The organism is Terrabacter sp. 05T424, from assembly GCF_056396225.1.
Genome location: NZ_JBFTLB010000014.1, coordinates 77,036 through 90,407 on the forward strand (window position 1 = coordinate 77,036; position 13,372 = coordinate 90,407).

Consider the following 13,372-nt stretch of genomic DNA (forward strand, 5'->3'; position numbering starts at 1 on the left):
CGAAGCAGCACAACCGCGGCACGCTGCCGCGGGGTTCTGGCGTGCACGGGTTGGTCGCATACCGTAGGGGCCATGACTGCGTACGACCGGACCGAGCGCGTGGCCAGCCCGCGCGCCGGCGCGCGCACCGGCGGCGTGCCCGTCGGCGGTTCGGGCGGACCGGGAGGCGCCCCACGGATCGGGCCCTACCGCCTCATCGAGGAGATCGGCGAGGGCGGCATGGGCGTCGTCCACCTCGCCCTCGACCCCCGTGGTCGCGCCGTCGCGATCAAGGTCCTCCGGGCCCACGTCGCCCACGACGCCGACGCCCGCCAGCGCCTGGCGCGCGAGGTCGAGACGCTCTCGCGCATCCGAGACGCCCGCGTGGCCAGCGTCATCGACGCCGACGTCATGGCGCCCAGGCCCTACATCGTCACCCGCTACGTGCCCGGTCCCGCCCTCGACGAGGTCGTCGAGGACCACGGCGCCATGGAGCCGGCCCAGCTCGTGCGCCTGGCCCGCGGCATCGCCGAGGCCGTGCGTTCCATCCACGCGTGCGGGGTCGTGCACCGCGACATCAAGCCGGGCAACGTCCTCATCGAGGACGGCGAGCCGGTGCTCATCGACTTCGGCATCGCCCACCTCCAGGACGACGTCCGCCACACGGTCGGCGGCCTGGTAATGGGCACACCCGGCTACCTCTCGCCCGAGCTCGTCGAGGGTGCTGCTATCACCGACGCCACCGACTGGTGGGGCTGGGCCGCCACGATCACGTATGCCGCCTCGGGCCGCCCGCCCTTCGGCCGGGCCCGCATGGACGCCGTGCTCACCCGGGTTCGCGCCGGCGACGTCGACCTCGACGGTGTCGACCCGCGCCTCGTCCCGCTGCTGCGCGCCTCGCTCTCACCCGACCCTGCCCGCCGCCCCCACGCCGACGAGGTGCTCGCGGCCCTCGAGCTCTATGCCGCCGGGCGGGCCGCGACGGTGCCTACGCCCAGCGGTGGGCTCTGGGACCCGGGCCGGCCTGGTGCGGCCCTCGCCGCCCCCGGAGACACCCAGGTCGTCGAGGGGCGCAGCACCTCAGTGATGCCACCCGTCAGCGCCACGGCCGTCCAGCCGGTCGCCGAGCCCCCGCGTTGGTCACCACCCCTGACGGGTGTGCCGGCAGCGGCACCGGGGCAGGCGGCATACGCAGGCAGGTGGGACGACGAGCCCGACGGTGACTGGGGCGGCGCGCAGGCGTACGACGAGCGGCACGGCCGCGGCGACGACGACGACTGGCCCGACGACGAGTGGGACGGCGACGACGAGGTCGTCGAGCGGGAGGGTGACCCGCGCATCGGGATGCCCATGCGCAGTGGGCTGCTCGCCGCGGTGGCGCTGGCCTGGACCGGTGCGCTCATGGCGTGGCCCGGCATGGCGCTCGTCGCACTCGTGGTCCTGTCGGCGCTCGCCCGCGCCACCGACCGCTCGGTCACCGCGCTGGTGCTGCGCCGCTACGACTACGGGCGGCGGCGCAGCGACGTGCCGTTCGCGGTCGTCTCCAGCCCCTGGCACCTCGTCGTGGGAACCGTGGCCACGGCCGTCGCCCTGCTGCTGCCCGCCGCCGTGGCCCTCGCGGGCATCTACGCGGTGGCGCTGATGCTCGCCGGCACTCAGGGCACCGAGCTGGGCCCCGGCGCGCCCATCACGCTCGCCGTGGGCGGGCTGGTCGGTCTACTCGTGCTCTGGTGGGGACCGGGCGGGGCGTCGCTGCGTCGCGGGTCGCGATCGATGGCGCGCCGGCTCGTGCCGTCGGGCGTCGCCAACCAGGTCGTGACGCTGGTGCTCGCGGTCGGCGGGATCGTGGTGGCGCTGGTGGCGCTCCAGCACGGCGGCAGCCTCACCTGGGCGCCCTTCGCGGCCAACCCGCTCGGCCGCTGACGCCGAGCTGGTCGAGCAACCCCGCTGGGAGCGCGTTCTTCGCCCCTGTCAGAGGTCTGTGCCGCCCCTGTTCGCCTACCTCATCAGGCCGCGGATCCGGATCAAGAAAAGATCACGGAAGTATCTCGACATGTCTTGTGCGGCCCCCCGACGTCACGTACCGTCGTTGCTCGGCGGCCCCGGCTCTCGGGTCGGACTGCGGGTCTCACCATTCGACCCCGGGCCGCTTCTCCGCGTCCGGCTCCACACGAACGCTTCCACAACTTCACATGGACACCCATCAAAACCGTTCCCTGAGCGCGCCGAGCCTCGCCAGCCAGGGATGCAGCCCACACCCGTGGGCCGGGCGAGGACGGGGGACCCAGTGTGGCCAGTGAGTGCATGTGTGTTCGAGCGCATGACAAGAGGACGAGATCTGGCCTTGGGGTGAGGTCGCGCGAGCGACGGGGCACCTGACGCCCTAACCCGACAGCTAACCCCGCAGGCGCGCGTCAGGAAGGAAGCACTCATGCAGTACTTGTCCAAGCACGCTGCTGCCAAGAAGGTCTCGGTCAAGCAGCGCATCGCAGGAGTCGGGATCGCCGGAGCAGCCACCCTCATCGGTGGCATCACGACCGCGGGGTCGGCCAAGGCCGCCTCGGTCTGGGACCGCGTCGCGGCGTGCGAGTCGAGCGGCAACTGGCACATCAACACGGGCAACGGCTTCTACGGAGGCCTGCAGTTCGTCCAGAGCACGTGGGTCGGCTACGGCGGCCGTGCCTACGCCCCGCGCGCCGACCTCGCGACGAAGGCGCAGCAGATCGCGATCGCGCAGCGCGTGCTCGCCTCGCAGGGCCCGGGCGCCTGGCCCGTGTGCTCACAGCGTGCCGGCCTGACGCGCGCCAACGGTGGCGCCACGTCCACGCCGGTGTCGCGCTCCACCGTGCGCAAGCCGATCGTGACGAAGAAGGTCGTCAAGAAGAAGACCTACGCCAAGCCGGCCGCGACCGTGGCCAAGGGCGCCCGCGTCACCGTGCGCAGCGGCGACACGCTCGGCAAGATCGCCGCGCGCTACCACGTGGCCGGCGGCTGGAAGGCCCTCTGGAGGGCCAACGCTGCCCGGGTCTCCAACCCGAACATGATCTTCGTGGGCCAGGTCCTCCGTCTGCCCTGAGTTGCTGGTAGAACTGAGCCGGACGGCCTCGCGCGACCAACCCCTGGGTTGCGCGGGGCCGTCCTTCTTTGGGCGTATGCCGTCGCCCTCGGTTACGCTTTCGCCCGTCCGCGGACGTGTGCCGCGGACGTGCTGGCGTGGCGCAATTGGCAGCGCACCTGTCTTGTAAACAGGTGGTTGGGGGTTCGAGTCCCCCCGCCAGCTCTCTGAACTGCGGAAACATGGCGCGAGTCGTGCTCCTGCTCGCATCACCCACCGCTTTGCCCACCTTTTTCGACCGTGGCGAGGCCACGGAGCGGGTCCACAGACTCCAGCGCGGCCAGGACCCGAGGGTCGACGAGGCCGCGGCCAAGGTAGACGTCCTGAGCCATCGAGACGCGCGTGTGGCCTAGCTGGTCAGCGATCATCCGACCCGTTGCGCCCATCTCGTCGAGGACGGTTGCCGTCGTCTTGCGCCAGGCGTGCGCCGTCACCCACTCCAGACCGACCGCCTCGCGTGCCTCTTTGAGGAACCGACTCACGTTGCGCGGGTCGCGGAACTCGCCGTCGATCGTGCCGAACACCGGGCGGCTCGGGTCATAGAGGGTTCGCGCGCGACGGCGCAGCATCGCCATGCACCAGCCAGGCAGCAGGAGGCGGCGCTGGCCGGCGTCGGACTTGGTTCCCTTCCGGATCAGCCCACGGCCCGTGACGCGAATCAGTGTCGACGAAACGGTGACCGTCGAGGTGTCGAAGTTCGATGTCGGACCAGATCACCGCCAGCGCCTCGCCGATACGGAGACCTGTCGCCAGCAGGAACGCGGACAGGTCGAGGATGTCCCGCTCCATCGCCTTCTTGTCGGCCGCCACCCCGACGAACCACTGCGTCCGCTCGGCGACGGTCAGGGCTCGCGGCTGACGCTTCGGCCTCGATCGCAGACGCTCCACGTCGCGGGCCGGGTTGACCTGCACGGCGCCGTGACGAACGGCTCGGCCCATCACGCCCGAGACGATGGAGCGACACGTCCGCGCAGTTGCTGCCCCGACCGACGTGTGAAGGTCGACGATGACGCGGTTGACGGCCGGTGTCGTCACCTGTCCCAGGCGCAGCTCGCCCAACGCCGGCAGGACGTGGCCGTCCAAGGCGCGCGTGTACGTCTCCAAGGTCCCCGCGGAGCGCTGGCCACTCTCCACCAACCGTGCGATCTCACCCAGCCAGTCCCGGGCGGCCGCATCGAACGTGTCCTGGCGCGTCAGACCACCGATGCCGGCCGACCGTGCGAGCTCCGCGAGCGCTTCCGTGAGCGACTCGACGGCAGCTCGACGTGTCTTACCGATGCGCTCGACGACGCGGACCCGCCCATCCTGACCACGAAGTCGGGCCCGGGCGCGGTGACGGATCGGGCTGGCCGACACCCGGGCTGTCGAGATCTCACCCCACTCGCCCGGCTTCAGTCGCTCACGAGGCATCTCACGCCGCCGTCTGCTCGTCGAGCCAGCGCTCCACGTCCTCGGGTCGGTACCGAAGATGGCGACCGACCTTGACCGCCCGCGGTCCGCGCTTGCGCATTCGCCAGTCGTACAACGTCTGGACCGGGACCCCGAGATACTCCGCAACCTCCGCCACCTTGAGCAGCGGAACAAATGTCGTCTTCACTTCAATCTGCCTCTCTCAGTTGGACTTTCTCCGTGCGCTGGCTGCTCGTTCCTGTGCGTACTCGCGGGCGCGGGCGGCAGCGGCTTTGGCGAGTTGGGCGTCGCCGTCGGTGTCCCAGCCCGATCCGGCGTAGATCCAGTGGCCGACGACGAGGGTGGTCTCGGTGTCGTCGTCTTCCAAGAGGTCTTCGAGGCCGCGGGTGTCGAGGGTGCGTCCCTCGACTTTGGCCGCGGTGAGGCGGCGTTGGAACCGGACGCGGGCGCGGCGTAGCCGTCCGAGGGTGACGCTGTAGCGGCGGGACTTGGAGGAGAAGTGCCCGCGGAAGCCGAGCATGTGGGCCCACTTGCCGAGCAGCGCGTAGGGGTGCTCGGCCATGGGTGCGTCGGCGGCGGTCGCCTCGATCTGCTGTCGGTGGATGACCTGGGCGATGGTGGCCCGGAGCCGGTGCAGGTGGGGGCTGGTCGTGTCGGTGGAGTCGGTCGCGGACTTCGTCGCGTACTTGGCGAGGTAGCCGGCGACCTGCTCGGCCTCGAGCTGCCGCTCGGGGTCGTCGGTCCGGTGGGCGTCGCGGACCGGGCGGGCGTCGACCTGCGTGCCGAACCGGAGCCGCCGGGCCAGGTCGCCACCGAACAATGGTGGGGCGTCGAACCACACGCTCGCGGCGGCGGTCTCGATGGCCGACGACAGCAGCGCGGCGGTGATCCCGGCCTGGGACGGCGCATGCGATTCCCCGTCGTCGGAGGTCTTGCCGTCGACGCGGACCAGGGCGTGGAAGTGGACGAGGCCGCGTAGCTGGTACTCGGCGACCTTGGCGAACTGGACGGTCGCGATCGTCGCCAGCCGGTGAGCATTGATCCCGAGCATCCGCGCGAGGGTGCGGCGCAGGGCGATGGTGAACCGGCGCCACAGCTCGGGCGCCCACCACTGCCACACGACGTGCGAGCGGTAGTCGTAGCAGTCACCGCACAACGGCTGCCCGAGCAGCAGGTCACCATCGACGTGGGTGGCGTGGCACGTCGTCGGCCGGCCGTGCACACACTGATCTGCCTTGGTCCTGGCCCGGTAGGGGCGGCAGCGGCGGCCGTTGCGGCTGCCGTGCACGGGTCCGAACGAGGGCGCGGTCAGGGTCGCGAACACCAGCGGGTTCTCCCGCACCTGCTCGGGGACGCCTTTGCCGCCGACGACGCCGGCCCGGATCAGGTGGAACGTGTCTGCGGCGTAGACGCGGGAGCAGGACGGGCAGTCGGCGGCGCGCCTGTTGCCGCAGCGCACGTGCAGCACCCCGAGCGGGCTCTCAGCGGACGAGAACGAGGACAGGACTTCACCGGTGGCCGCGACGATGGTCTGGCAGGAGCCGTGCAGCCGGATCGGTCTGGCGCAGTGCCCGACCCGGGAGGCGGCCTCGGACCAGGCGTCGAAGTCCCGCGACAGCAATCGTGCCAGGACCTGCGCCTCGGTCGCCGCGTCGAGGTGGCTCAGGTCGAGCGGGTGACCTGCACGGTCCGAACGGTCATCGGCGTGGTGGGGGTGCAGGGGGACGGCGTCCCAGACGCGGTCCCGTGTTGCCCGGCTCATCTCGGCCACCCCCTTCCCTGTACCGGGTGGGTGTGCCGTGCAGCTAGTGCAACCCGCGCTGCACGACACACCCGGTCCAGAAGCGCGGCCACTGAAAGCGCTGTCCGAGAAGGAGATGCCGGCGCCGCGGGTTGCTCACACGCCGACCACGTCAAAGGTCACGAAGAAGATGGCGGACCAGGAGATGCGTGTCTGTGTGCGACGGCAATTCGTGTGTATGGCCTCTGGCCGGGGTGGGGAGCCGACCCCCAGGGCATCAAGCCCGCAGTTTGTCAGTCAGGTTTTTGTGTAGGTATGTCCGCACTCCCAGAATCCACACCCGAGGTGCCGAGAGACGAAGAAACACGCCGCGTGTCGCGCGGTCGAACATCATCCCCCGGGCCAACAAGGCGGGACCCGCAGCGATGTGGCGTGACAGTCCGCTCCTGGCATGGCGGGGACCCTTCTCCTAGGACGCACGGCGGCGCCGGCCGGGCAAGCAGCATGCGATGGCAGACGTGGCGGCTGCGCTCGCTCCCCGCGGCCCAACAATCGGACTGCCGTGGCCGCGGGTCCTCTGCGTCGCTGTCCCGCAGGCTGTCCATGGCCATGAGAAAGTCCCCACTGGTGGCCAGGTGGAGGTCCCCGGTGGTGGCCACGTAGAAGTCCCCATTCCTCGCTCGTCGTGTCGACCCGGAGCGTGAAGCCCTGAGCGGTGAGGTGGCGGTGTCTAAGCCAGTCACCGCACCGCCCAGTGAGCTCCATTGTGATGTCTGCGAGGGAACGAATGAGCATCATCTCCGCCTACCAGCAGGTGGGCACCTACCGTGGGGCGGCCGCGATCTGCGGGACCACCCACAAGACTGTCAAGCGGGTCATCGAACGTGAGGAGGCCGGCGGGGTCGCGGCCGGCCCGTGAGCCGCGGCCGGCGAACTTCGAGGCGGTGCGCGATCTGGTCGCGCAGGCCGTGAAGAGCACTCGGGGCAGGATCAGCGCGAAGCGGCTGCTGCCCAGGGCCCGCGCCGCGGGGTACGGCGGGTCCGACCGCAACTTTCGGCGTCTGGTCGCGCAGGAGAAGCAGGCGTGGCGCAGTGATCACGGCCGGGGGCGTCGGCCAGCGGTGTGGGCCCCGGGTGAACACCTGGTCATCGACTGGGGCGTGATCGCCGGCGTCCACGTCTTCTGCGCCGTGCTGGCGTGGTCACGTTGGCGGTTCGTGCGGATCGCGGCGGATGAGAAGTCGGCCACGACGTTGGCGATGCTGGTCGAGTGCTTCGAACAGCTGCGCGGCGTCCCGAAGGTCGTGCTCGCGGACCGGATGGGCTGCCTGAAAGGCGGCGTCGTCGCGAATCGTGTTGTCCCGACAGGCGATTACGTGCGGTTCGCGTCGCACTACCGGTTCCGGCCGGACTTCTGCGAGGCCGCGGACCCGGAGTCCAAGGGCATCGTCGAGGCCCTCGTCGGGTACGGCAAGGACGACTTCCTCACCCCGCTGTTGCTCGAGGCTGGCGGCTTGGACCCGAGCGCGGGGGCCACTGTGCTCGGGGATCTGCACGGTGCGAACGAGCAGGCCCGGTCCTGGTGCGAGGAGGTCAATGCGGCCGTGCACAGCGAGGTCGCTGCGGTCCCGGCCGAGCGGCTGCAGGTCGAGCGGGAGCTGCTCACCGACCTGCCGTCACTGCGCCCCTCGATCGGGCCGGCGCCGAGCAGGCGCAAGGTCGACAAGCTGGGCACGATCCGGCTCGGGTCGGCCCGCTACTCGGTCCCGAACGCGCTCATCGGTGCGAGCGTGGCAGTGGTGGTGGCCGGAGCGCGGGTGGTCATCTTCGACCCCGACACCGGGCTCGTGCATGCCGAACACGCGCTCGTCGGGCCCGGGGAGGCCTCCATCCTCGATGAGCACTACGGCGGCCCGAGGCTGGCACCGCGCAGAGCGATCCGACCGAAAACCATTGCCGAGCAACAGTTCTGCGCCTTCGGTCCGGCAGCGGAGGCGTTCATCGCCGGCGCCGCCGCAGCCGGTCACACCCGGCTCGGACCGGAGCTGGCCGAGCTGAATACCCTCGCCGCCGCGCACGGCGAGCCAGCGTTCATTGCCGCGCTCGAGCGGGCGGTCGCCTTCGGCCGGTGGCGCGCCGCCGACGTCCGCTCCATCCTCGCCGCCGGCGCCGGCACCCCGCGGCCGCGCCCCGCCGGCGAGGCCCTCGTGATCGACCTGCCCGTCGCCACGGCACGACCGCTGGCCGAGTACACGCCAGCCACGTCGACACCAGCCAAGTCGACAGCAACTCGAGCGGAATCCACTGGTGCGACAACGAACCCGTCCGATGAGGCACTCGACGGTTCACACGATGCCACGGCGGTGATGTCATGACCACGAAGACCCCGCCCACGCTGCCGGCGGACCTGGCTGCGGGCCTGCGGCGGCTCAAGCTCGCCACCATCCGCGAGCTCGCCCCCGAGCTGCTGCTGACGGCCAAGACCCAACGCTGGGCACCCGAGGAGGTGCTGCGCACCCTGATCGAGGCCGAGGTCGCCGCCCGCGACGCCTCCAACGAACGAGCCCGGCTCAAAGCTGCCGGGTTCCCCGTGCTCAAGACGATCGAGGAGTTCGACCTGGCCGCCTCGTCCATCCCGGCCCCGACCTGGGCCTACCTCACCTCGCTGGAGTGGATCGCCGCGAAGGAGAACCTTGCGCTGATCGGCCCGGCCGGCACCGGCAAGTCCCACACCCTCATCGCGCTCGGGCACGCCGCCGTGACCGCCGGCCACAAGGTCAAGTACCTGACCGCGGGCGACCTCATCGAAACCCTCTACCGCGGGCTCGCGGACAACACCGTCGGCAAGACCATCGAGGCCCTGCTGCGCAACGACCTGCTCCTGCTCGACGAGGTCGGCTTCGCCCCGCTGGACGACACCGGCGCGCAGCTGCTGTTCCGGCTCGTCGCGGCCGCCTACGAGCGCCGCGCCCTCGGGGTCGCCTCGCACTGGTCGTTCGAGGACTGGGGCCGGTTCCTGCCCGAACACACCACCGCCGTCAGCCTGCTCGACAGGCTCCTGCACCACGCCACCACCGTCGTCACCAGCGGCCAGTCCTACCGCATGCGCGAGGCCAAGACCAGGTCAGGAGGGCGCCCCACCACGAGCTGAACAACCGCGAGGAGTGGGGACTTTTACTTGGCCACCAGCGGGGACTTCAACTTGGCCATTGACACGCAGGCCGTGATGCCCGTACCTCGGCTGACTGGTTAGGCCGGTGTCGCTCCTCCCGATGCGGACGGCCGTGGCAGGTCCTCGTCGGCGCGCATGCGGCGTTTCGTCTCCGCGGCCTCCCGGGCGATGGTGGCTTGCTCCCTTCCGGCCACCGCTGAGCTGCGCATCAGGGCGGCCTCGCTGCGGTCGAGTTGAGCGTTGCTCGAAGCCAACAGCGCCCGGGCGCGGGCGATCGCCCGCTGAGCGACCTGCTGGGGAGTGCTCGCGTCCTCGCCCTGGTTTCGGGCGCGCCGATCCAAAAGGGCCGACCGCCGGTCGAGGTGCTCCTCTCGAGCGTCGAGGGTGCCTTCCCGTTGGTCCGCGTCCCGGGCTCGCTCGTCGCTGATGCGGTCCCGCTCATCCGCGCGGTGCTCGCGCTCATCGCTGATGCGGTCCCGTGCATCCGCAAGGTGCTCGCGCTCTTCGGCCTCGGCTTCGCGTTCGGCGGCTCGGATGTCGCGTTCATCTGCGCTTGGCTCCCGGCGGTCCGCGGACCGGCCCCGCGCTTCCGCGGCTTGGTCGCACTGGTCCTTTGCGTGACCCCGTCCGTCGTCGGAGGTGGAGTCTGACTGCATCACCAACCAAGCATGCTCCCCCTTGGGGGTTCGGGCGCCTCGTGGACCGAAATCTATTCAGCGGCCCTGCGGTGCCCGGCCCTGCGGTGCCCGGGCCAGCGCAACCGAATGCGAGTCACACCCCGCGGCTTGGGGGCGTGATGTCGACGGTCCCGGTCTCGATGACGTCCTGCGCTACTTCGCGCAGTTTGCGGTTGGTGTTCTGGCTGGCGATCCGCAGCAGGTCGAACGCCTGTGTTCGGGTGATCTTGTGCTGGGCCATGAGAACGCCGATGGCGGTCCCGATGTCACGGTTGGAGGCGAGGGCACGTTCGAGGTTGTCGACCTGGTTGCGCAGCCGCGCGGCGGCGACGGCTTGGGCGGCGTGAGTGACCAGAAGGAGGCCCTCGGCCAGGTCTCGGTCGTTGAAGGCGTCTGCCTCTTGGGCGTAGAGGTTCAAGCCGGCGATGACGCCGGCCTGCTCCAGGGTCATGCGGTAGGACAGCATGGCTCGCAGGCCCAGCTCGTCGACGACGCGGCGGCCGTACTCCGGCCAGCGGTCATCGACGGCTAGGTCTTTCGGGTTGTAGACCGTCTCGTCGAGGATGGCGTCGACGCATGGCCCGGACCCGAGGTCGTACTGGAGGCGATCCGCCCGAAGGGCGATCTCGTGGGTCGCCGCAACGGTCTTGAAGCGGCCGTGCTCCAGGATGGTGATGCTTGCCGCCCGGGCCGTAGGGACGCGTTCGACGGCGAGGCGCGTCACGGCCTCGAAGGCGGTGGGCTCGGCGGTCTGCGACATCGCTTCTCCCAGCTCTTGGAAGTCGTGAGCCACCTGACGTAGGTGTTCCGTCAGGTCGGGGCCGGGTGTCACATCGTTCATGGGTTGCCCTCTGTTTCGGGACCCCGGCGAGTGGCACGGAGGCGGGTGTCAGGAAAGGCGGCTGCGGTTCTGATCACGCTGAGGGGTCACGGGCCCGTCTGGCGGGCGGTCTCTGTCACCCTAGCCCACGGCGAACCCGACCTGGCCCCTGAAGCGCACCCAGCCAAGCACGGGGGGCCGGGTGCTCCCGGGGGCCAGTGCCTGGGTTGCGCGGTTGACCGACTGCCCCGGCAGAGCATGGGGTATGCCAAGTCCGTGGAGCCCATCCCGGAGACCGAGCTGGCCTTGACCCTGCTGGACATCGACGACGAGGGCCTGGCTGAGGACATGCGGCTGGCCGCCAGCGCTCTGCAGACCGCGGCACCGGGCACGATGGCCTTCAGCCTCGCGGTCTTGGCCGAGGACGTAACCCTGACCTACGTGTCCTCCGCACCCTCGGCCGCGCTGCTCGACGCGCTCCAGTACCTCGACGGCGGACCGTGCGAGCAGGCCCTATCCGCGGGCACGGCACTGGAGTTCGGTGAGGACAACCCTCTGGATGAACAGTCCTGGCTGCTCTTCGCGCAGGCCACTGCCGCGCGCGGCGTCCACAGCACTCTGTCACTGCCGGTTCTGGCAGATGATGCGGTCGTCGCCACCGTGAACCTGTACGGCAGCCGGGGCGACACTTTCCAAGGACGTCACCAAGCGGTGGCGAATGTCTTCGGCGCCTGGGCGCCCGGCGCCGTAGCGAACGCAGACCTGTCCTTCAGCACCCGACTGGAGGCGGCCAAAGCCCCCGGCCGCATCACCGACCGCGCCCTCATCGAGAAAGCCGTTGGCGTGTTCATGGTCCGGTACGGCCTTGCCCCCCAGCAGGCGCGGGACAGGCTGCTGCAGTCTGCAGCCAAAGCCGGTATCACCGTCACAGCCCTCGCCCACGTCATCATCGACGAGCTCAACCGTCGGCCCTGAGCAACACCGGGCTCGGCCAGGCGTAGCACCGACCTCAACGTGCGCGCCAGCCCACGAGGCCGGCGAGCAAGCGGAGCCGCTACACCTTCCCAGGGTGGCGAGCCTGGATGAATACGCCACCAGCTGCGCCACGGTACGGGCCGGTCAGTGCCGCGGTGGACTCGACGCACCCGGTGAGACACGAAGGAATCGACGCCCCACCCAGTATCCGGGCCTTGTCGGCTCAGCCGCGTTGAGGGCCACCATGCTCGACCCGAACATACCGCCGGCAGATCGTGCATCGCCAAGGCGGCGGAGCATCACAACTGGCCCTGCGCGGGTCTACCCGTTTGCGCCCCTCTCGCTTGCGCCGGACCCGCGACTCAGGCCTATCGTTGGCTGTGAACGATTAAGCAGCATGCGGGCCGTCCGGATCGGCCCCCTGCAACCCAAGGCCTCGGGTCCGAGTCTGGAAAGGAGACGTCAGTGACGCGCATCACCGACAGCGCGCTGCCAGCGGCCGTCCCACACCCTGCCTCAACGAGTGTCGACCGCCCGACTTGCAAGGCTCCAGCGCCCGCGCACTCCGCCGGGCCTGCCGGGGTCGAGGAAAGGCTGCAGCAGGCCGAGCAGAAGATCGCCAACCTGTACCGAGCGTTGGGGCACAGCCGGGACATCGGCGCCGCCGTGGGGATCTTGATGGCGCAGAGGCGCCTCCCCCGTGAGGAGGCCTTCGATCTGCTGAGGGAGGCGTCGATGCGCACCAACACCAAGCTCTACGAGCTCGCTCTGGAAGTCGTCGAGACGGGTGCGCTGCCCGAGCGTCGGTAGCCCGAGTCTCCCCTGGCTCACCCGGCCGGGCCGGTGAAGGTGGCAGACTGGACCGCGACGTGTCCGAGTCATGCCTTGGGTGAGGCGGAGACCGTCGGGCGCCGTTTCAAAGAGCGGGGCGGAGCCGCCCGGAACGCCCCCGCGGACCTGGTCCCTTGTGTCGTGGGCATGACGGAAGCAGCCCGTCCACTCCTAGCACGCTGTGGGCGGGCTGCGCAGCGCAGTGCGAGCGTGGGCGCAGCGTTGCGGCAACCGGAGTCCGCTCGTCCGCGAGCTCGCGAACCGGCGCCGACCGTGGCCGGTTGGCCACTTGGGGCAGGGCTCCCCGCAACCCGGTTCGGGCCAAACACCCTAGGAGCGCCACGATGGGCGCGCCTACCCACCTTCGGCAACGGCCACGCCAGTTGGTGAGGCGATGTGATCGAGTGTCGGTGATGCGCCTGCGACTCTGGCGCATCACGAGGCACGGAAGGCGCCTTCGGAGTTGGGTGTGATCCGTCAGCTGAGGTGCGACGTTTCTCCGTCACCTGATGTGCGACACCAGGGCTAGAAAAGTAGGGGTCGATCCGTGGTCGACTGCTGGCCATCGTAGGCCCGTCGTGTTGCTCGACTACTCGTTCGAGGCTCGCGGGTGGAACGCCTTGACGTTCCGCACCGGCAGCGTGGTGGTCCG

General features: G+C 70.3%; 11 protein-coding genes, 1 tRNA gene, 1 pseudogene and 1 riboswitch. Of the genes and pseudogenes, 8 read left to right on the forward strand and 5 right to left on the reverse strand.

Features of this window, described 5'->3' with window-relative positions:
• Positions 1-72 precede the first annotated feature (72 nt).
• From AC1DE0_RS20935 to AC1DE0_RS20945, 3 genes are all read left to right on the forward strand, one after another.
• Positions 73-1,902 (forward strand): serine/threonine-protein kinase, encoded by a 1,830-nt coding sequence (locus AC1DE0_RS20935; RefSeq protein WP_478105279.1) that lies wholly within the window; start codon positions 73-75, stop codon positions 1,900-1,902.
• Positions 1,903-2,232: 330 nt separating this feature from the next.
• Positions 2,233-2,404: riboswitch (cyclic di-AMP (ydaO/yuaA leader) on the forward strand.
• Between the two features lie 6 nt (positions 2,405-2,410).
• Positions 2,411-3,055 carry a transglycosylase family protein gene (locus tag AC1DE0_RS20940; protein WP_478105281.1) on the forward strand — a complete coding sequence of 215 codons (645 nt, stop codon included), beginning with the start codon at positions 2,411-2,413 and terminating at the stop codon, positions 3,053-3,055.
• Between the two features lie 131 nt (positions 3,056-3,186).
• Positions 3,187-3,259, forward strand: a tRNA-Thr gene (locus AC1DE0_RS20945).
• A 44-nt stretch (positions 3,260-3,303) separates the two neighbouring features.
• Here AC1DE0_RS20945 and AC1DE0_RS20950 read toward each other — a convergent pair.
• From AC1DE0_RS20950 to AC1DE0_RS20965, 4 genes are read right to left on the reverse strand one after another with little or no spacing between them, the layout of a single operon-like run.
• A complete protein-coding gene (locus AC1DE0_RS20950; protein ID WP_478105284.1) occupies positions 3,304-3,669 on the reverse strand; it encodes a tyrosine-type recombinase/integrase in 366 nt (121 codons plus the stop codon).
• Positions 3,632-4,450 carry a phage integrase central domain-containing protein gene (locus AC1DE0_RS20955; protein ID WP_478105286.1) on the reverse strand — a complete coding sequence of 273 codons (819 nt, stop codon included), beginning with the start codon at positions 4,448-4,450 and terminating at the stop codon, positions 3,632-3,634. Before AC1DE0_RS20955 ends, AC1DE0_RS20950 begins: the two co-directional genes overlap by 38 nt.
• 55 nt (positions 4,451-4,505) lie before the next feature.
• Positions 4,506-4,691: a helix-turn-helix transcriptional regulator gene (locus AC1DE0_RS20960; protein ID WP_045190904.1), complete on the reverse strand. Its 186-nt coding sequence runs from the start codon at positions 4,689-4,691 to the stop codon at positions 4,506-4,508.
• A gap of 15 nt (positions 4,692-4,706) precedes the next feature.
• Complete coding sequence (locus AC1DE0_RS20965) at positions 4,707-6,266, reverse strand: replication initiator (protein WP_478105289.1); 1,560 nt, start codon at positions 6,264-6,266, stop codon at positions 4,707-4,709.
• Between the two features lie 745 nt (positions 6,267-7,011).
• On the opposite strand from AC1DE0_RS20965, the pseudogene istA reads away from it, so the two are divergent.
• The 3 genes and pseudogenes from istA to AC1DE0_RS20980 all read left to right on the forward strand — a co-directional run.
• Positions 7,012-8,527, forward strand: a pseudogene (istA, locus tag AC1DE0_RS20970) (IS21 family transposase); the annotation flags it as partial.
• Positions 8,528-8,616: 89 nt separating this feature from the next.
• A complete protein-coding gene (istB, locus tag AC1DE0_RS20975) occupies positions 8,617-9,396 on the forward strand; it encodes an IS21-like element helper ATPase IstB (protein ID WP_478105291.1) in 780 nt (259 codons plus the stop codon).
• 254 nt (positions 9,397-9,650) lie between these two features.
• A complete protein-coding gene (locus tag AC1DE0_RS20980; protein WP_478105293.1) occupies positions 9,651-10,067 on the forward strand; it encodes a hypothetical protein in 417 nt (138 codons plus the stop codon).
• 121 nt (positions 10,068-10,188) lie between these two features.
• Here AC1DE0_RS20980 and AC1DE0_RS20985 read toward each other — a convergent pair whose 3' ends face one another.
• Positions 10,189-10,935, reverse strand: coding sequence for an ANTAR domain-containing response regulator (locus tag AC1DE0_RS20985; protein ID WP_478105295.1), 747 nt, complete (start codon positions 10,933-10,935; stop codon positions 10,189-10,191).
• Positions 10,936-11,190: 255 nt separating this feature from the next.
• Between AC1DE0_RS20985 and AC1DE0_RS20990 the strand changes: the two genes are divergently transcribed.
• Positions 11,191-11,889 (forward strand): GAF and ANTAR domain-containing protein, encoded by a 699-nt coding sequence (locus tag AC1DE0_RS20990; RefSeq protein ID WP_478105297.1) that lies wholly within the window; start codon positions 11,191-11,193, stop codon positions 11,887-11,889.
• A gap of 465 nt (positions 11,890-12,354) precedes the next feature.
• On the forward strand, positions 12,355-12,699 hold the full coding sequence (locus AC1DE0_RS20995) for an ANTAR domain-containing protein (RefSeq protein ID WP_478105300.1): 345 nt from the start codon (positions 12,355-12,357) through the stop codon (positions 12,697-12,699).
• Positions 12,700-13,372: the final 673 nt, after the last annotated feature.